We start from the raw sequence: 18,099 nt of genomic DNA, 5'->3' as shown, positions 1-18,099 counted from the left end.
GGGCCCACTGGTGTGACGGGTCGACTCCGGGGTTCGTCACGCCGTTCGTCGGATTTCTTCCTGCAGAGCCGCTGCGGACACGAGGAGACCGTCCGGGAGCTCGGCTCCCGGACGGTCTCCGGTGGTCCTCGGTCGGCCCGTTCAGGCGGCCGGCGCGGGACCGTCGGCGGGCTTCGCGGTGTCCGCGGCGGGCAGGTCCTCGTCGATCAGGTCCTCCTGCTCGGGCAGGTCGACCTCGGCGGCTGCCGCCTTGGCCTCGTCGATGGACTCCTGCGAGCGCCGGAGGAGGTCGTCGTCTGCTGCGTGATCCGTCATGCGCCCGACGCTACGCGGGTGCGCCTGTACCCGCGTCGGTCCGGGGTGCCGGTCGATCGAGCGGAGGTGCGGCGACGTCGAAGTCGACGGCGGAGGTCGGGGCAGGCGTGGTCGGCATCGCCGGGGCAGCGGGCTCGTCCGCGGCGTCGGCGGCGTCGAGCACGGCCCGGGTCGCGGCCACTGCGGTCCGGAGCGCGTCGGCCAGGGGCATCGCCCGGTGCACGGCCGTCCGGACCTCGACACCCCAGGGCTCCTCGTGTCCGAGCCCCCGGAGCACGCGGACGAGCCCGGGCAGGTCCCATGCGCCCGATCCCGGCAGGTGTCGGGCACTGCGGGACTCCTCGGCGAGGGTGAGTCCGGACGGGGTGTGCAGCAGGCCGTCGCTGAGCTCCACCGCGGCGAGCACCTCCGGCGCGACGCCCTGGGCGATCGAGGCGAGTGTGGAGCCGCCGCGGAGCGTGTGCATGGCGTCCAGGAGCAGCCCGGCGTTCGGGTGGCCGGCCGCGGCGACGAAGCGCGATGCCCGCTCGACGGTGGGCAGGTTCGACCAGGGCTCCGGTTCGAGGACCAGGCGGCCCCCGACCTTCTCGGCCTGCGCGGCGAGGTCGACGAAGTCCGCGGTCATCGCCGCTGGCGTGACCGGGTGGACACCGGTGTCGGCACGGACGACGACCTGCCAGGCGCCGAGGGTCGCTGCCGCTTCGAGCACGACCCCACGGTCGGCCTCGTCGTCCGTCGAGCGTCCGCCGTGGCTCCACCAGCGGTCGAGGGGGCCGAGCTGCACCCAGACGATCCCGGCTCGGTCGAGGGCACGTCGCAGTGCCGTGAACCCGGTCGTCGCCCGCACCTCGTGGAGGTCGTCGAGCGACAGTGACAGGCCGGAGAACCCGGCATCCCCGACGGCTCGGACCCGGTCGGCGATCGGCTCGTCGCCCGCCCAGGTCCAGGACGTCGCGAGCAGGTCGTGTTCCTGCACGGCGCACCTCCTCGGTCGGGACACGCACCCGTCCCCGGCGCGCTCGGCGTCGAGCACGCTCGCGGTGTCCCGTGGTCTGGCGCCGATGGTCCCCCGGCGTCACCGACCGGTGTACGCCTCGGGCCTGCGGACGTTCCCAGCGGTGCGTGGTCGCGCACCGTCCGACCGCGCCCGGAGGTCAGACGATGCGGGTCGTCACCGTCCCGACCTCGGCGACGAAGCCGGTGACGACCTGGCCGCGCTGCAGCGGCCCGACGCCGTCCGGGGTCCCGGTGAACAGCAGGTCACCCGGGGCGAGGGTCACCCACCGCGAGAGCTCGGCGATCGTCTCGGCGACCGACCAGACCTGGTCGGCCAGGTCGCCCGACTGTCGCAGTGCGTCGTCCACGCGGAGGCTGATCGCACCGGTGGTCGGGTCGACCCCGGCGGCCGGGACGAGCGTCCCGACCGGGGCCGAGGCGTCGAAGCCCTTCGCCAGGTCCCACGGCCGACCGAGCCGCTTGGCCTCGGCCTGCACGTCGCGACGCGTCAGGTCGATGCCCACTCCGTAGCCCCACACCAGGTCGAGGGCGTCCGTCACGGCGACGTCCGACCCGCCACGACCGAGCGCGACGACGAGTTCGACCTCGTGCTCGAGACGGTCCGTACCCGGCGGGTAGGGGGTGTCGGCGCCGTCGGTGACCAGGGCGCTGGCCGGCTTCGTGAAGAAGAACGGCGGCTCGCGGTCAGGGTCGTGGCCCATCTCCCGGGCGTGGGCTGCGTAGTTGCGACCGACGCAGTACACCCGACGGACGGGGAACCGACCGCCGGCCGTGGTCGGCAGCGTGGGCTGGTCCGGAGCGGAGATGACGAGGTCCTGCACGTGCCCAGCCTGGCACGTCGACTCCCGGCGAGCGAGGCGTCCTCGTGGAGATCGTGCCGCTCCCGCGCGCGTGCCCGCTCCTGGCGCTCCCGCGACTCCTGCCGGAGGTCCTCGAGCAACTCCAGCCGCCCCTCCGGCTCCACGAGGGGGCCGTAGTGCGGGTCCGCGAGCAGGATCTCGACAGCGCGCTCGACCCTGGCGAGCCGTCGCTTGACCAGGTCGTCGGGTTCGTCGGTGACACCGCGCTCACCCATCCGACGTCCGTGCCCCGAGCCTCACGGCACAGGACCGGCCACGCGACGGGCGTGACCGGTCCTGTGGACGGTTCGCAGCGCCTCCAGGCTGTGCAGGAGGAGCGTGCAGGAGACGCGGGACGTCAGTTGCCGGGTGCCGCGCCCTCCGTCTCGCCGGCGCCCGGGTCGCCCCCGGTCCCGCCGTCGGTCGGCTCGTCCTGCGGCCACCCTCGGAACTCCCAGCCCGACAGCGACGGGTGGTCCTCGCCCTTCGAGTAGGCGAAGGTCCGCGCGGCGTCCCGCGCCTCGGTGAGCTTCGCGAGCAGGTCAGCGTGCGCGTCGGCGTCGACCCGCGACAGTGCGTCGTGCGCCAGCGAGAAGCGGTCCATCTCGTTCAGCATGAGCATGTCGAACGGCGACGTGGTGGTGCCCTGCTCGAGGAAGCCGTGCACGTGCAGGTCGTCGTGGCCGTTCCGGCGGTACGTCAGCTGGTGCACGAGCGACGGGTAGCCGTGGAAGGCGAACACCGTCGGCGTGCCGGGCAGGAAGACCTCGTCGTAGCGCTCGTCGCTGACCGGGTGCTCGTGCTTCCGCGGGTCGCCGAGGGACAGCAGGTCCACGACGTTCACGAAGCGGACCCCGACCTCGGGCGCGTGCTTCCGGATGATGTCCGCGGCGGCGACGGCCTCGACCGTCGGCACGTCACCGGCGCTCGCGAGGAGCACGTCGGCGCGTCCGACCGTCTGCTCGGTGCCGGCCCAGTCCCAGACGCCGAGCCCGGCAGCCGCGTGCGCGACGGCGTCCTCGAGGGACAGGAAGACCGGCTCGGGGTGCTTCCCGGCGACGATCACCTCGATGCGGTCCGTGGTCTCGAACGCGTGCGCTGCCACGGCGAGCAGGGTGTTCGCGTCCGCCGGGAGCTTGATGCGCACGAGGTCCTGCTGCTTCGAGGCGACGACGTCGAGGAAGCCCGGGTCCTGGTGCGAGAAGCCGTTGTGGTCCTGCCGCCACACGTGCGACGACAGCAGGATCGACAGGTTCGACACGGGCGCGCGCCAGTCGATGTCGGTCGACGACTCGAGCCACTTCGCGTACTGCCCGACCATCGAGTCGATGATGTGCGCGAACGCCTCGTAGGTGTTGAGCAGTCCGTGGCGGCCGGTGAGCACGTAGCCCTCGAGCATCCCCTCGAGCAGGTGCTCCGACAGGACCTCGATGACCCGGCCACGAGCGCCGAGGTGCTCGTCACCGGCCGCGCGACGGGCACGCCACACCCGGGAGGTCACGTCGAACACGGCGTCGAGCTTGTTCGACACCGTCTCGTCGGGACCGAACAGGCGGAAGGACGACCCGTTCCGCGAGGTCAGCTCAGCGAGCCACGGCCCGAGGGTCGCGGTCGAGCTGGCGTCCTCGCCGACGGGGACCGCGTACGGCTCGAGCGGCGGACGGTCGAGCGCGGTGCGGATGCGCCCGCCGTTGGCGTGCGGCGTGGCGCTCATGCGGAGGTCGCCCTGCGGCCGGATGGTCGTGAGGATCCCGGTCGGCTGGCCGTCGGCGTCGAACAGCTCGTCCGGGCGGTAGCTCCGCATCCACTCCTCGAGCTGCTCGCGGTGTCCGGCGTCCTCGCGCACGGCCGGCAGCGGGACCTGGTGGGCGCGGAAGGTGCCCTCGACGCGCTCGCCGTCGACCTCCTGCGGGCCGGTCCAGCCCTTCGGGGTACGGAGCACGATCATCGGCCAGCGCGGACGCAGGTCGGCTGCGCCTGCCGGCTGTCCGGCTGCGGCCCGTTCGGCCTGGGCCCGAGCGGCGGCCTGGATGTCGTCGATGCTCGCGAGCGCGCGGCGGAGGGCACCGTCGAACAGCGCGTGCACCGCGAACGGGTCGTGGTCCACGCGTGCGGAGTCGACGACGATCGGCTCGTACCCGAGGCCACGGAAGTACGCGGTGAGGTCCTCGTCGGGGATGCGCGCGAGGACGGTCGGGTTCGCGATCTTCCAGCCGTTGAGGTTGAGGATCGGCAGCACGGCCCCGTCGGACACCGGGTCGAGGAAGGTGTGCGCCTGCCAGGAGCCGGACAGGGGACCGGTCTCGGCCTCGCCGTCACCGACGACGCACGCCACGACGAGGTCCGGGTTGTCGAGCGCCGCGCCGTACGCGTGCGCGAGCGAGTAGCCGAGCTCGCCGCCCTCGTGGATGGATCCGGGCGTCTCCGGGGCGGCGTGGGACGGGATGCCGCCCGGGAACGAGAACTGCTTGAAGAACTTCCGGAGCCCCTCGGGGTCCGGCGTGATGTCCGGGTACAGCTCGCCCCAGGTCCCCTCGAGCCAGGCGTTCGCGTTCATCGCGGGGCCACCGTGCCCGGGCCCGCACACGTAGAGGAGGTCGCGGTCGGTCTCGGCGATGAGCGCGTTGCAGTGCGCGTAGACGAGGTTCAGCGCGGGGGAGGTGCCCCAGTGCCCGAGCAGGCGCGGCTTCACGTCGTCCGGGTCGATGGGACGGGTGAGCAGTGGGTTGTCGAGGAGGTAGATCTGCCCGACGGTGAGGTAGTTCGCGGCGCGCCACCAGGCGTCGATCGCCCGGATCCGGTCGGTGCTCGGGATGTGTACGGGGGCCATGTCTCCACGCTACGGAGCAGGGGGCCGGAGTTCCCCAGGAACTTCGTCCAATCCGATCGGGCGAGGGCCCCGAATCCCTTGCATCAGCCGGGAAACACCCGGAGCGCTCACCAGCCGCAAGTAGCTGGTTCTCCACCCCTCTTCGGGGTGTGTTCGGCGCGCACACAGGGAATCGCGCCGAGCGCGACAACGGAAGGAACCCACTCATGCGCAAGTCCATGAAGACCTCGATCACCCTCGCCACCACCGGCGCCCTCGTCCTCGGTGGTGCCGCGTTCGGCATCAGCACGGCGAACGCCGCGACCCCGAACGTGCAGACGGTCTCCTCCTCGTCCGAGGCCTCGAAGATCCCCGCCCCGGTCGCATCGGTCCCCGAGGTCAAGGGTGGCAACACCGCCGTCGCACTCGACAAGGGCTTCACCGACGCCCTCACCTCCCTCGGGCTGACCCCGGGCGTCTCCGGCGACGCGAAGCTCGAGGACGGCTCCGTGTCGTTCCCGATCACCGCTGGCTCGGTCACCTACTGGAGCCCGGACGGCAACTACCGCCCCTACGTGCAGGGCCTGCTGAACCACAACGGTTCGGGTCTGACCCTCAAGGCCGGCGACACCACGGTCACGCTCGAGAACTTCGTCGTGAACCCGGGCTCGTCCAAGCTCTACGGTGACGTCCTCGTCAACGGCGAGGTCGCCGCTTCGAACGCCTACCTGTTCTCGCTGCACGGTGGCACGCTCAAGCCGCTGCAGCTCGAGGGTGACAACGCCATCCTGACCGGCACCACCGTCCACGTCTCCGACGACGCCGCGAAGCTGCTCAACAGCACCTTCAAGACCGACGCCGTCAAGGGCGGGCTGCTCGTCGGCACCGCGACCATCACCGCGCAGATCAAGTAACACCCCGCGGCACACCACCGCACCGGCACCACCACGAGAAGGCGCCGCTCCCCACCACGGGAGCGGCGCCTTCTGCACGTCCGGGCCGGCAGCGCAGGCGGGTGCGGTCGATCGGGTCGGCCTGGAGGCACGGCCCAGCGCCGCGACACCGGCCGCGGTCCGGCACGGCGGACGAGGACACGGTGCGCGCCTCGTGCTACCCAGGTCACGCCCGACGCCACCACCGACGCGGCCGTGCCGCCTGCTCCGCAGCCGCACGGTCGGCGGCCGCCCGCTCGTCCGCGGCGCGGCGGGCGTCCCGCCGCTCGCGCCACCGCTCCACCTCGACGTCGACGTCGCGCATCGGCGTGACGACCGGCGGTCCGCCGAGCAGCTGCCGTCGGGCCTCCTTGACGCGGGCGTTGAAGTCGACGAGGACCGCGCGGACGTCGTCCTCGGTCGTGAGCGCGTCGAGGTGGTCGTCGAGCTCGGCGTCCTCGGTCCGCAGCGCCAGCGCCGGCGGGGCGATGCCGCGGATGTCCTCACGCTCGATCTTCGCCTTGATCCACCAGTCGGGGTCGTGCCGTCCGTCGTTCCCCGGCAGCGGTTTGCCGTGGTACGGGTTCCCCTCGAAGACCCCGCGGCGCTCGGCCTCCTCGATGCGGGCACGAGCGTGCCGTTCGACGTCCTGCAGCCGGAGCAGGCGTCGTTCCTCGCGGACCTCGTCCGGGTCGAGGGAGCCGCGTTCGATCTCGCTGTCCACGAGCTGCTGGTACCGGTACCGGGCGGCTCGCCGCAGCCGGTCCATCCGTGCATCGACGTCGTTCATCGCCCGTCCATCATGCGCCGCACCGCCGACGGTGTGCTCAGCGGCCGTCCGGGTCCGGCCGGTCGCCGTCGAGCCGTTCGGCGCACACCTCGGAGCGGTCGCGGCCGTCGGGGGCCACGGTGAGGGCATGGGATCCCTGCCGCTCTGGATGCTCGTCGTGATCTTCGTGGCCGGTGCCGCGGTGATCTGGGTCGCAGGCATCCAGCTCTCGAAGACCACCGACGTCCTCGACGACCGACTGCACCTCGGGAGCGCGCTCGGCGGGCTCATCGTCCTGGCCGTCGCGACGAACCTGCCCGAGATCGCCATCGTGGTCAGCGCGGGCCTGTCCGGCAACATCGAGGTCGCTGCCGGCAACATCCTCGGTGGCATCGCCCTGCAGACCGTCGTGATCGCGATCCTCGACGCCTTCGGCCGACGGGGCAAGGGGGTGCGGCCGCTCACCCACCGTGCTGCGTCGCTGACCCTCGTGCTCGAGGCGGTCGTCGTCGTCGCGGTGCTCGCCGTCGTCGTGGCCGGCAGTCAGCTCCCGCCCGACCTCGTGGTCGCACGACTCACACCGGACGTGGTGCTCATCGCAGCCATCTGGGTCGTCGGGCTCCTGCTCGTGCAGCGCGCCGGCAAGGGGTTGCCGTGGCACCAGGACGGCCGGGCGCCCGACGCGTCACCGCACGCGTCGGGACACCGGACACGGAAGCAGGACCCACCGCGGATGAGCACACGGAAGGCGGCGGTCGTCTTCACGGTGTCGGCCCTCGCGACGCTGGTCGCCGGTGTCGTCCTCGAACGTGCGGGTGATGCGGCGTCGGAGCAGATCGGGTTGTCCGGGGTGCTCTTCGGCGCCACGGTGCTGGCCCTCGCCACGAGCCTGCCGGAGATCTCCACCGGCATCCAGGCCGTCCGGCAGGGCGACGACAACCTCGCGATGTCGGACATCTTCGGCGGCAACGCGTTCCTGCCGGTGCTGTTCCTGGTCGCCACGGTGCTGTCCGGCAAGGCGGTGCTGCCGCAGGCGAACGCGAGTGACGTGTACCTGACGGCCCTCGCCGCGCTGCTGACGCTGGTCTACGCGGTCGGCCTGGTGTTCCGGCCGGGGCGGCGGATCATCGGCATGGGCGTCGACTCGTTCGTCGTGGTCGTGCTCTACCTGGTCGGGGTCGCCGGCCTCGTGGCGATCACCCTGGGCTGAGCAGCGTACGACCGTCGCGGTCGGGCGGGCACCACCGACCCGCCCGACCGGGTCCGCGCCCGGTTCACGACTCGGCGGCGACCTCCTCGATCGTCAGCGCCGCCTGGATGAGCGCGAGGTGGGACAGCCCCTGCGGGATGTTGCCCATGAACGCCCCGTCCTCGGCGCTGAGCATCTCGCTGAACAGGCCGACGTCGTTCGCCTGCGCCACCATGTCGTCCATCAGGGAACGGGCATCGTCCACCCGACCGGTGCACGCCATGGCGGCCGCGAGCCAGAACGAGCACGCGACGAAGGGCGACTCCTCCTGGTCCATGCCGGAGTACCGGTAGACCAGGGGGCCGTGCTGCAGCTGTTCCTCGATCGCGCGGATGGTCGACGCCATGCGCGGGCCGCGGTCGAACGACGACATCGCGTGCAGCAGGATCGAGGTGTCGATCGCGTCGGACCCCGGGTACATCACGTAGTACCCGCGCTCCTCGTCCCACCCGTGTTCGGCGACCCACTGCTCGATGAGCTCGCGGTTCTCGATCCACTTCTCGCGCGGTCCGTCGATCATGCCGGCGTCGTGGAGCTCCACCGCAGCGTCGAGCGCCTGCCAGCACCCGACCTTGCTCGACACGTAGTGCTGCGCCTCCTGGAGCTCCCACATACCGGAGTCCTGCTCGGGCCATCGGTGGCAGGCGTCGTCCGCGAGCCGCTCGAGCACGCTCGCGGTCTGGCGGTCGAGCACGTTGCCCGCCTTGACGTACTGACGGAGGATCTCGAAGACGTCACCCCAGACACCGAGCTGCAGCTGGTCGCCCGCACGGTTGCCGATCGTCACCGGACCGATGCCGTTCCACCCGGGGACGTCGCGCTCCTCGACGCCGTCGGTCTTCTCGCCGTTCAGGTCGTAGAAGATCGGCATGGTCTCGTCGTGCTCGGCGATGGTCCGCATCACCCAGGACACCGCCGCGTGCGTCTCCTCGCGGAGCCCGAAGCGGGTGAGGGCGTGCACGGTGTACGACAGGTCGCGGACCCAGGCGAACCGGTAGTCCCAGTTCTTGCCGCCCGTGCGGTCCTCGGGCAGGCTCGTCGTCGGCGCCGCCGCGATCGCACCCGTGGGCGAGTAGATGAGCAGCTTCAGCGCGAGCGCACTGCGCTGCACGGCGTCGGCCCACGGGCCGTCGTACGAGAAGGTCTCCGACCAGGTCGACCAGTTCTCGATCGTCCGGTCGACCGCGTCGAGCGTGCGCTCCGGCTCGGGCATGAAGATCGGCTCGTTCTCGGTACCGACGATCGTCAGGATCGACTTCGACCCCTCGTTCGTGGTGAAGCGTCCGGAGAACCGAGGCCCGTCGTCGTGCACGGGCTCGAAGCCGTGCTGCACGATGCCGATGGTCACGCCGTCGATACCGATCACCGTGCCGTTGGCCGTGTCGATGCGTCGCGGCTCCGCCGTGTTCAGCAGGGTGCCGGGCACGACCGCCCACTCCATCTCGACGGTGCCGGAGACACCCTGTACGCAGCGGCCGATCTCGGCCCACGGCAGCCGACCGGCGACGCCGGTGACCATCGCGTCCGTGACCGTGCAGGACCCGCTGTCGGTCGTCCACGTCGTGACGAGCACGTTCGTGCCCGGCAGGTACTCGCGCTCGACGCTGGCGTCGCCGGTGGGACGGAGTGCGATGTGCCCCCCGTGCTCGGCGTCGAGGATGCTCGCGAAGACCGGTGGGGAGTCCATCGAGGGGATCGGTAGCCAGTCGATCCGGCCGTCGCGTGCGACGAGCGCGACCGTGCGGCCGTCACCGATGGCTCCGTAGGAGCGGAGCGGCACGTAGCCGTCGGTGCGCTCCTCGTTGTCGTTCGCGTCGGGGGTGTCGCGGGTCCGTTCGGTCATACCACCAGCCTGCCCGGCCCGGCGGGGCGACCATCAGCCGGGCGTACCCCGCTGTGGACGGTCGTGGTGTGCCTCCCGACCGTGCAGGAACGGCTGAGAGAACCGCGACACGCCCGGGTGAGTTGTGCGGCCCGGGCGTGTCGCACTACTGTCGGTCCTCCTGCCCGTCGGGCAGGATCGCCCGCCCCGGGCACCCACGGAGGGACCGCGATGCACGCCCAGCAGCACAGCAGCCGCCTCGAGCGCCAGCTCGATGCGCTCGTCGTGCTGCCCGCGGTGCAGTACGCGAACCCGTCCCTCCGCGAACCCACGTAGGCACGCGCCGTCCCCCGACGTCCCGTGCCCACCCGGCCCGGGGCGTCCCTCCCGTCGTTCCTCCACAGGTGCACTGCACCGAGCCGGAGGCGCAGGATCCGTCCGCCCCGGACCGTCACCACGACGGCCGCCCGGCCGTCACCACGACGGCCGCCCGGCCGTCACCACGACGGCCGCCCGGCCGTCGATGACCGTCACGACGAAGGACGAACACCGTGGAGAAGATCAACGACCGATTGCTCAGCTGGGCCTCGATGCTCGAGGAGAACACCGAGCAGCAGGCCCGCACGACGGCCCGGATGCCGTTCGTGTTCCCGCACCTCGCGCTGATGCCCGACGCGCACCTCGGTCTCGGCGCCACCGTCGGCTCCGTGATCCCGACCCTCGGCGCCGTCATGCCGGCGGCCGTCGGTGTCGACATCGGCTGCGGCATGATCGCGGTGCGCACGCAGTTCGCTGCCGCGGACCTGCCCGCCGACCTGCAGCCCCTCCGTGAGCAGATCGAGCGCGCGGTCCCGCTGTCCGCCGGGGCGTCGAACCGGAAGGTCGTCGCCACCGCCGAGCCGCGGATCGCCGAGCTCGAGGCGATGGCCGCGGCCGCCGGGTTCGACCCGGCCGGAGCACACGGCGGCTGGCGGAACCAGCTCGGCACGCTCGGTTCGGGCAACCACTTCATCGAGGTCTCGCTCGACGAGCAGGACCGGGTCTGGCTCTTCCTGCACTCCGGGTCGCGCGGCGTCGGCAACAAGATCGCCCAGCGGCACATCGCCGTCGCCAAGCGGATGATGCAGCGCTGGTGGATCGAGCTGCCGGACCCCGACCTGGCCTACCTCGTCGAGGGCACCCCGGAGTTCGACCGCTACATCGCCGAGCTCCGGTGGGCGCAGCACTTCGCGCTCCTCAACCGCGAGGAGATGATGGACCGTGTCGTCCGGCAGCTGTCCGAGGTGCTCGGTCAGCCGGCGGACGAGCAGGAGCGGATCAACTGCCACCACAACTTCACCCAGCGTGAGACGCACTGGGGCAAGAGCGTGTGGGTGTCCCGGAAGGGTGCCATCCAGGCGAAGGCGGGGCAGCCCGGTCTCATCCCGGGATCGATGGGGACCGCTTCCTACGTCGTCGAGGGGCTCGGTGACAAGCCGTCGCTCGAGTCCTCGCCGCACGGCGCCGGTCGGCTGTTCTCGCGGTCCTCTGCCCGGCGGACCTTCACCCACGAGCAGCTGCGCGAGGCGATGGCGGGGATCGAGTACCGCGACACGGACGCGTTCCTCGACGAGATCCCCGCGGCCTACAAGCCCATCGACCGGGTCATGGCGGATGCCGTCGACCTGGTGACGGTCCGGCACACGCTGCGGCAGGTCGTCAACGTCAAGGGCGACTGACACCGGACGGGGAGGCGCGTGGCCGTCCGCCACGCGCCTCCCGTCCGGCCTTCGTCCCGACACGCGGTGCGCTCCGCTGCGGACAGCGGTCCGTGCGTCGGGCACGCTCGGAGGGATGAGCGACCAGGCGGAACGAGCAGCACGCGAGACCGGACGACAGGCGAAGCGTGTCGCCGACAGCAGGTGGTTCGAGCTGACGGCGCGGGCCGGGTACGTCGGCAGCGGTGTGGTCCACCTGCTGATCGGGTACCTCGTCGTGCTCCTCGGGATCGGGAACGCGTCCGGGGGCAGCGAGACGGACCAGTCCGGAGCGCTGCGGCAGCTCGCCGAGGTCCCCGGAGGCGTGGCCCTGCTCTGGGTCGTCGCCGTCGGCACCGCGGCGCTGGCCCTGCGGCTCCTGCTCGAGGCGGTCGTCGGCGGCCGGTCCGACAGCGCCCGCGGGTGGGCGGCACGGGCGAAGGACCTCGGCAAGGCGGTCGTCTACGGCGTCGTCTCGTACTCGGCCGGGTCGTTCGCGCTCGGGGCCGGCACGAGCTCCAGCGGGTCGACCCGGAGCGCGGCGGCCCAGGCCCTCGCGACGCCCGGCGGGGTGTTCCTGCTGATCGCCGTCGGTGCCGTGGCGATCGCGATCGGTGCGGCCCTGGTCGTGCAGGGGTGCCGTCGCTCCTTCTGGAAGCAGCTCGTCCGGCCGCGGCAGCCCCTCGACCGTGCCGTGACCGTGCTCGGGACCGTCGGGTACGTCGGCAAGGGGATCGCCGTCGCGGTCGTCGGGGTGCTGATCGTCGTCGCCGGCGTCCGGAGCGACCCGGACCAGGCGACGGGGCTCGACGGGGCGTTCGACGCGCTGCGCGACCTGCCCGCCGGATCGGTGGTGCTCGTCGCGGTCGGCATCGGGTTCCTGGCGTACGGCGTCTACAGCTTCTTCCGCGCCCGGTTCGCGCGCCTCTGACCCGAGCCCGCGTCGGTCGGTGCGGTTCGCGCGAGACGCCGGCGTCGGTCCGTGTGGACCGCTGTGAGACGCCGGCGTCGGTACCGGACGCACCCGAGTCGTCGAGGCGCCGCCGGATCCGACGGCGTCTCGCCGGGATGAAGGCGTCTCCGTCCGACGCCGGTGTCTCGGGCGGTCTCCGGCCCCCGCGGTCCGACCGAGTCCGCCGCATCTCGCTGGCAGGTCGTGCACGCCGGCCCCGGTAGACGGGACGCATGCACACCGACGCCGTGACCGGGCCCGTGACCGTCTTCTGCGACGAGCAGGCGGTCCTCGCCGAGAGCATCGTCTGGGACCCGACCGCCGAGCGGCTCCGCTGGACCGACATCACCCTGGGCCTGCTCACCACCGCCCGCGCGGACGGCACGGTGGAGTCGAGCGTCGCACTGCCGCCGCCCCTGGCGAGCTTCCAGCCACGCGCCGCCGGCGGGTTCGTCGCGGCCCTGGGCGACACGGTCGTGCTCACCGACGAGCGCGGCGTCGTCGAGCGCGAGCTGGTGCGGGTGCAGCACGCGACCGCCGAGATGCGGTTCAACGAGGGCAAGTGCGACCCCTTCGGTCGGTTCCTCGTCGGCAGCATGGACCTCTCCGACCAGGACCCGGCCGGAGCGCTGTACTCGGTCGAGCCCGACGGTACGACGCGCGTGCTCCGCGGGGGCTTCGGCGTGACCAACGGCATCGAGTGGTCGGCGGACGGCAGCGTGATGTACGTCACGGACACGAGCACCTCGACGATCTACCGCGGCTCGTACGGCCCCGACGGCGTGCTCGGCGAACTCGAGCCCTTCGTCAGCGGCGCCGCACACGACGGGCTGGTCCGCGACGACGAGGGCTGCTTCTGGACGGCGGTCTACGGCGCCGGCCGGGTGGAGCGCTGGGACGCCGAGGGCCGACACCTCGAGACCGTCGAGGTGCCCGCGCCGAACGTGACCTCCGTGGCCTTCGGCGGACCGGACGCGTCGACGCTCTTCGTCGCCACGGCGCGCGAGAACAGCACCGAGGAACAGCTCGAGCAGTACCCGCACTCCGGGGCGGTGTTCGCGGTCCCCACCCGGGTGCACGGCGCGCCCGCTTCCGCGTTCGGCGGCTGAACGGCGGGTACGGTGGGAGGTCGCCGATCCCAGGAGGCCCCGTGACCGAACAGGACGACCAGGACGACCGGACCCCGCCGCCCGCACCCGACCCCGCCGGTGCGCTCGCGCGTGCCGAGGACGCCGACGTGCAGGTCGAGGTCGACCGGATCGCCGTCGACGGCACCTACGTCCGGGTGAGCTCGATCGGGCAGCCGGGCGACCGTGCGTTCGTCCTCGTCGCCGGTCTGGGCATCGCCGCCACCTACTACGAGCGGCTCGCGCCGCACCTCAACGAGAACGGCCCGGTGCACGCCCTCGACCTGCCGGGCTTCGCCGGGGTCCCGCGCTTCCGTGGTGCCGTGTCGATCGAGCGCTACGCCGACGCGGTCGAGCAGGTCATCCGCGAGCTGCGGCTCGAGGACCCGGTGCTCGTCGGGCACTCGATGGGCACCCAGGTCGTCACCGAGGTCGCCGCGCGCAACCCGCACATCCGCGACCTCGTGCTCATCAGTCCGGTCGTCGACAGCCGCGCCCGGAGCATCCCGATCTCGGCGCTCCGCTTCCTGCGGTCGGCGCTGCACGAGCCCGCGGCCGTCCGCTGGCACGGGGTCACCGCCTACGCGCTCTGCGGCTGGCACTGGTTCCGGAAGGTGCTGCCGGAGATGATCGCGTTCCCGATCGAGGACCGCGCCGCCGAGGTGCGGGCGCGCACCCTGATCGTCCGCGGTGAGCACGACGCGATGGTGCCCCGTGACTGGGTGCGGTCCCTCGCCCGGGTGTTCCCGCACGCGGTCCTGCGCGAGGTGGTCGGCGGCGCCCACTCGGTCATGCACGCGCAGGCGGACGCGGTGGCCCGCCTCGCGGTGGCCCTCGTCGACGGGCAGATCACCGACCGTGGCGTCGGCTCGCTGCAGCGGGTGCGCGACGACACGACCTCGTCCGACCTGGCCCGGCTGGGTCCGAAGGATGCCTGGCTGGTCGTGAAGTCGCGCTTCATCGAGCTCTTCGGCATGGCGAAGGGCGACGACGAGCAGCTGGAGCGGGCGAAGTCCGCGCACGCGGTCGCGATGGCCGACGGCGACGGCATCCCCGTGGACCCGGACGACCGCCGCGAGGTGGTCGACGACGTCGCACCCGAGGTGCGCGACCGGTCCTGACCCGGGCACCGCGAACACGGCGACGGCCTGGAGGCGCGACCCGACCCCGTCAGGTCGGGCCGCGCCTCCAGGCCGCCGGCGTCAGGATCCGCGGGTCACGGCGTGATGCGGCCCGGCAGCATGTCCCGGGTGAGCCCGTTGGCGTCGGCGAGCACCCCGCGGGCCTCGTCCGTCTTGTCGGAGACGTTCCAGAGCAGGACCCCGCGGACCGTGTCGTCGTCGTCCAGGTAGTAGACGACGCCGGTGGTGAGCGGCTCCTGCCAGTCCTCGACGGTCTGCAGCTCGGTGGACACCTGGCCGACGGCCTCGTACCCCGTGTCGAAGACGTTCGAGTAGAACATCGGCGTGTGGTCGTACGTCTCGTCCGCGTCCGCGAGGTTCCGGCCTGCCTGCCGGCCCTGCTGCTTCGCGTTGTCGACGTGCTCGACCCGGCGCGTGCCGAGGATGCGGTCCGGGTACTCGGCGACGTCGCCGGCGGCGAACACCGACTCGTCGTCCGTCACCAGCGTCGACGACACCACGATGCCGTCGCGCACGGTCAGACCCGCGTCGGCGGCGAGCTGCGTCTGCGGCTCGATGCCGAGTCCGGCCACGACCGCGTCGGCCTCGAGGACCGACCCGTCGTCGAGCGTGAGGCTGACGCCGCCCTCCGACTCCGTGCCCTGGTCGACCCGTCGTCCGGTGCGGAGCTCGACGCCGTGGTCGACGAAGCGCTGCTGGAAGGCCCGGGCGAGGTCGTGCGGGAACATGTGCCCGCCGAGGACCTCGTCAGGCGTCACCAGGGTCACCCGGGCGCCGTTCTGCACGATGCCCGCGGCGATCTCGGTGCCGATGTAGCTGCCGCCGACGACGGCGACGTGCGCTCCGGCGTCCGCGAGGGCGCGGAGTCGGCGGTAGTCGTCCGCGCTGCGGAAGTCGAGGACCCGCGACGAGGGCGACAGGCCGGGCAGGCTGCGCGGTTTCCCACCGGTCGCGAGCAGCAGGCGCTCGTAGCCGTGGGTCTGGCCGTCGTCCGTCGTGACGGTCCCCGCCTCGCGGTCGATCGCCGTCACGACGGTCCCGAGCACGAACGTCGCCCCGGTCTCCTCGGTGTGCAGGTCGACCTTCTCGTCCCAGCTGAAGTCCGGGTCGGTCCAGAGCTTCTTCGACAGGGCCGGACGGGCGTACGGACGGTCGGTCTCCTCGCTGACGATGCCGATCGAGCCGTCGGCGTCGATCTCGCGGATCCCGCGGGCGGCAGCGTCGGCGACCATCCCGCCTCCGACGATCAGGTAGCGGAAGTCGCTCATGGTCCTCCTAGATGGTGGCGACCGAGCCGGAGTCGACCCGGTAGTTCGACCCGTTGACGAAGCTCGCCAGGTCGGAGCAGAGGAAGGCGACGACGTTCGCGACCTCCTCGGGCTCCCCGCGGCGGCCGAGCTCCATGTACGGACGCTGCTCGTCGAGGAAGCTCGAGATCGCCTCGTCGAACGAGGTCCCGAGCTGCTTCGCGCGCTTGTCCATCATGGCGTCGGTCATCGGGGTGTGGATGAAGGCCGGGCTCACGGTGTTCACGAGCAGGCCCTCGGACGCGTACGACCGCGACAGGCCCTTCGCGAACGACAGGACACCGGCCTTCGCGGCACAGTAGGGGAGCTCGTCGTCGTAGGGCTGCGAGGCGTCCTCGGACACGAGGTAGACGATGCGACCCCAGCCGCCCTTCCGGAGGTCGCCGATGAACTCCCGCGTGATCCGCACCGGGCCCATCAGGTCGACGTCGATGGTGTCGAGCCAGCCCTGCTCGTCGATCTCGTGGAACATGCCCTGCGCACCGGTGATGCCCGAGGACTGCACGAGGATGTCGATCTCGCCGACGGCGTCGCGCACCTTGCCGTGCAGCGCGGCGAGGGACTCGGCCTCCGTCACGTCCGCGGCGAAGGCGAAGAGCTTGCCGTGCGGCGCCTCGAGCTGGTCGGCGCTCGTGTCGAGTCGTCCCTGGTCGAGGTCGGTGACGACCACGGTCGCACCCTCCGCCAGGAGGATGCGAGCCGTGTTCCAGCCGATGCCGGAGTCGCCACCGAAGACGAGCGCGACCTTGCCGGTGATGCCGAGGTCCACGTCGCGTCCCCTACTCGTGCTCGGAGGCCTCGGCGACGGCCGGGGTCGTGGCGGCGGCGAGCGGCGTGCGCGGCTCGCGGTTCTCGGCCGAGACCATCCAGGCGAGCTGCTCGAGGCGCTCGATGAAGCCGTGGAGCAGGTCCGCGGTCGTCGGGTCCTCGTCGTCGACCTCGTCGTGCACGTCGCGCATGGTGCCGGTGGCCTGGTAGAGCCGGAGCGTGATCGCGTCGATGGCGTCGTGCGTGTCGATCTCCCCGTCCGGGAAGGCGTCGAGGTGCGTCCCCGCGGCGACCGTGGCCGAGCGGCCGTCCGGGATCGCGTAGAGGGCGCGCATGCGCTCCGCGGTGTCGTCGGCGAACTCACGCGCGGCGTCGACGATCTCGTCGAGCTGCAGGTGCAGGTCGCGGAAGTTGTGTCCGAGGATGTTCCAGTGGGCCTGCTTGCCCTGCAGGTGCAGGTCGACGAGGTCCACCAGGACGGCCTGGAGGTTGGCGGCGAGCTTGTCCGATGCGTGCATGATCGGCTCCTTTCGCGGTCGGTGACCCTTCTGGTCTACGCGGTCGCGTGCTCGGCGTTCCCAGTGCGCGTGCACCCTGGCGTCCCCCGCGGGGTGGTCGGACGCGCGGACGGCACCGGGGTCAGTGCTCGAGCGCGGGGTCCACCTGGTCGACGGCGTCGCGCATCCGCTCGAGGAACGTCGCGACGACACGCGCGTCGGAGGCGGACAGCCCCTCGGCGATCGACATCATCCGCCGGTGCATGGTCCCGAGGGTGGCGCGGACCTCGTCGTCGGTCTCGGTCGTGGGGGTGATCACCAGTGCGCGACGGTCGGTGGGGTGCGGCTCGCGGCGGACGTGGTCCGACTTCACCAGGCGGTCGATCAGGATCGTCGTCGAGGCCGACGAGATCTTCAGGTAGGCGGCCAGGTCCTTCGGCTTGACCATCCGACCCGCACGCTGTGCCTGCAGCAGGTAGCGGACGGCGAGCAGGTCGGTCTCGCCCATGCCCATCGAGTCGCGGGTCCGTCGCCGCATCGCGGTCTCGGCGGCGCGGTAGCGACGCAGGGCGTTCAGCACGGCGACGCCGCGCTGTGTGGCGTCGTCGTCGGGGAACCAGTACCCCGACGCCTCCGTGATCTCCTGCGTCGACATGCCGTTCAGGGTAACCCGTCTGGTATCTCGCCTGCCTAGCGGATCCGCGTGCTGTGGACGAGTCCTCGGCGCTGCCCCGGACGGAGGGGAGGGGGGGGGGGGGGGGGGGGGGGGGGGGGGGGGGGGGGGGGGGGGGGGGGGGGGGGGGGGGGGGGGGGGGGGG

Annotated in this window: 16 protein-coding genes; 6 read left to right on the top strand and 10 right to left on the bottom strand. The window is 72.2% G+C overall.

The window, feature by feature from the left end; genetic code table 11:
* Positions 1-141: 141 nt before the first annotated feature.
* From PIJ49_RS15145 to PIJ49_RS15130, 4 genes are all read right to left on the bottom strand, one after another.
* Positions 142-315 (bottom strand): hypothetical protein, encoded by a 174-nt coding sequence (locus PIJ49_RS15145; protein ID WP_158407720.1) that lies wholly within the window; start codon positions 313-315, stop codon positions 142-144.
* A gap of 10 nt (positions 316-325) precedes the next feature.
* Positions 326-1,291 (bottom strand): sugar phosphate isomerase/epimerase family protein, encoded by a 966-nt coding sequence (locus PIJ49_RS15140; protein ID WP_271826979.1) that lies wholly within the window; start codon positions 1,289-1,291, stop codon positions 326-328.
* A gap of 178 nt (positions 1,292-1,469) precedes the next feature.
* Complete coding sequence (locus PIJ49_RS15135; RefSeq protein ID WP_271826978.1) at positions 1,470-2,153, bottom strand: fumarylacetoacetate hydrolase family protein; 684 nt, start codon at positions 2,151-2,153, stop codon at positions 1,470-1,472.
* Positions 2,154-2,529: 376 nt separating this feature from the next.
* The gene (locus PIJ49_RS15130) at positions 2,530-5,001 is read right to left on the bottom strand and encodes a phosphoketolase family protein (RefSeq protein WP_209684292.1); all 2,472 of its coding nucleotides are present in this window, start codon (positions 4,999-5,001) and stop codon (positions 2,530-2,532) included.
* 206 nt (positions 5,002-5,207) lie between these two features.
* Between PIJ49_RS15130 and PIJ49_RS15125 the strand changes: the two genes are divergently transcribed.
* Entirely contained in the window at positions 5,208-5,894 is a 687-nt protein-coding gene (locus PIJ49_RS15125) for an ABC transporter substrate-binding protein (RefSeq protein WP_271826977.1), read from the top strand.
* A 205-nt stretch (positions 5,895-6,099) separates the two neighbouring features.
* Here PIJ49_RS15125 and PIJ49_RS15120 read toward each other — a convergent pair whose 3' ends face one another.
* Positions 6,100-6,702 carry a DnaJ family domain-containing protein gene (locus tag PIJ49_RS15120; RefSeq protein WP_209684288.1) on the bottom strand — a complete coding sequence of 201 codons (603 nt, stop codon included), beginning with the start codon at positions 6,700-6,702 and terminating at the stop codon, positions 6,100-6,102.
* Positions 6,703-6,829: 127 nt separating this feature from the next.
* Between PIJ49_RS15120 and PIJ49_RS15115 the strand changes: the two genes are divergently transcribed.
* Positions 6,830-7,891 carry a sodium:calcium antiporter gene (locus tag PIJ49_RS15115; protein ID WP_271826976.1) on the top strand — a complete coding sequence of 354 codons (1,062 nt, stop codon included), beginning with the start codon at positions 6,830-6,832 and terminating at the stop codon, positions 7,889-7,891.
* 64 nt (positions 7,892-7,955) lie between these two features.
* On the opposite strand, the gene PIJ49_RS15110 is transcribed toward PIJ49_RS15115, so the two are convergent.
* Complete coding sequence (locus tag PIJ49_RS15110) at positions 7,956-9,773, bottom strand: glycoside hydrolase family 15 protein (protein ID WP_066651704.1); 1,818 nt, start codon at positions 9,771-9,773, stop codon at positions 7,956-7,958.
* Between the two features lie 530 nt (positions 9,774-10,303).
* Between PIJ49_RS15110 and PIJ49_RS15105 the strand changes: the two genes are divergently transcribed.
* The 4 genes from PIJ49_RS15105 to PIJ49_RS15090 all read left to right on the top strand — a co-directional run bounded on the left by PIJ49_RS15105 (position 10,304) and on the right by PIJ49_RS15090 (position 14,688).
* Entirely contained in the window at positions 10,304-11,470 is a 1,167-nt protein-coding gene (locus PIJ49_RS15105; RefSeq protein ID WP_271826975.1) for an RtcB family protein, read from the top strand.
* Positions 11,471-11,585: 115 nt separating this feature from the next.
* A complete protein-coding gene (locus PIJ49_RS15100) occupies positions 11,586-12,419 on the top strand; it encodes a DUF1206 domain-containing protein (protein WP_271826974.1) in 834 nt (277 codons plus the stop codon).
* 254 nt (positions 12,420-12,673) lie between these two features.
* Positions 12,674-13,549, top strand: a complete 876-nt coding sequence (locus PIJ49_RS15095; RefSeq protein WP_271826973.1) for an SMP-30/gluconolactonase/LRE family protein — start codon at positions 12,674-12,676, stop codon at positions 13,547-13,549.
* A 41-nt stretch (positions 13,550-13,590) separates the two neighbouring features.
* Entirely contained in the window at positions 13,591-14,688 is a 1,098-nt protein-coding gene (locus PIJ49_RS15090; protein ID WP_251154204.1) for an alpha/beta fold hydrolase, read from the top strand.
* Between the two features lie 95 nt (positions 14,689-14,783).
* Here PIJ49_RS15090 and PIJ49_RS15085 read toward each other — a convergent pair whose 3' ends face one another.
* From PIJ49_RS15085 to PIJ49_RS15070, 4 genes are all read right to left on the bottom strand, one after another.
* Complete coding sequence (locus PIJ49_RS15085; protein WP_271826972.1) at positions 14,784-15,977, bottom strand: NAD(P)/FAD-dependent oxidoreductase; 1,194 nt, start codon at positions 15,975-15,977, stop codon at positions 14,784-14,786.
* 7 nt (positions 15,978-15,984) lie between these two features.
* Positions 15,985-16,785: an SDR family NAD(P)-dependent oxidoreductase gene (locus tag PIJ49_RS15080; protein ID WP_271826971.1), complete on the bottom strand. Its 801-nt coding sequence runs from the start codon at positions 16,783-16,785 to the stop codon at positions 15,985-15,987.
* A gap of 10 nt (positions 16,786-16,795) precedes the next feature.
* The gene (locus PIJ49_RS15075) at positions 16,796-17,302 is read right to left on the bottom strand and encodes a Dps family protein (RefSeq protein ID WP_126891959.1); all 507 of its coding nucleotides are present in this window, start codon (positions 17,300-17,302) and stop codon (positions 16,796-16,798) included.
* A gap of 121 nt (positions 17,303-17,423) precedes the next feature.
* Positions 17,424-17,936, bottom strand: a complete 513-nt coding sequence (locus PIJ49_RS15070) for a MarR family winged helix-turn-helix transcriptional regulator (protein ID WP_066651725.1) — start codon at positions 17,934-17,936, stop codon at positions 17,424-17,426.
* Positions 17,937-18,099: the final 163 nt, after the last annotated feature.

Source organism: Curtobacterium uvaldense, assembly GCF_028307415.1.
In the GTDB taxonomy this organism is placed as follows: domain Bacteria; phylum Actinomycetota; class Actinomycetes; order Actinomycetales; family Microbacteriaceae; genus Curtobacterium.
Note: the sequence above shows the minus strand (reverse complement) of the source record. Positions and strands in the feature narration are given on the sequence as shown.

Coding starts and splice junctions, on each gene's coding strand:
- PIJ49_RS15095 (WP_271826973.1), top strand. CDS start 12,674: ATGCACACCGACGCCGTGACCGGGCCCGTGACCGTCTTCTGCGACGAG.
- PIJ49_RS15075 (WP_126891959.1), bottom strand. CDS start 17,302: ATGCACGCATCGGACAAGCTCGCCGCCAACCTCCAGGCCGTCCTGGTG.
- PIJ49_RS15125 (WP_271826977.1), top strand. CDS start 5,208: ATGCGCAAGTCCATGAAGACCTCGATCACCCTCGCCACCACCGGCGCC.
- PIJ49_RS15085 (WP_271826972.1), bottom strand. CDS start 15,977: ATGAGCGACTTCCGCTACCTGATCGTCGGAGGCGGGATGGTCGCCGAC.
- PIJ49_RS15115 (WP_271826976.1), top strand. CDS start 6,830: ATGGGATCCCTGCCGCTCTGGATGCTCGTCGTGATCTTCGTGGCCGGT.
- PIJ49_RS15100 (WP_271826974.1), top strand. CDS start 11,586: ATGAGCGACCAGGCGGAACGAGCAGCACGCGAGACCGGACGACAGGCG.
- PIJ49_RS15070 (WP_066651725.1), bottom strand. CDS start 17,936: ATGTCGACGCAGGAGATCACGGAGGCGTCGGGGTACTGGTTCCCCGAC.
- PIJ49_RS15130 (WP_209684292.1), bottom strand. CDS start 5,001: ATGGCCCCCGTACACATCCCGAGCACCGACCGGATCCGGGCGATCGAC.
- PIJ49_RS15145 (WP_158407720.1), bottom strand. CDS start 315: ATGACGGATCACGCAGCAGACGACGACCTCCTCCGGCGCTCGCAGGAG.
- PIJ49_RS15110 (WP_066651704.1), bottom strand. CDS start 9,773: ATGACCGAACGGACCCGCGACACCCCCGACGCGAACGACAACGAGGAG.
- PIJ49_RS15120 (WP_209684288.1), bottom strand. CDS start 6,702: ATGAACGACGTCGATGCACGGATGGACCGGCTGCGGCGAGCCGCCCGG.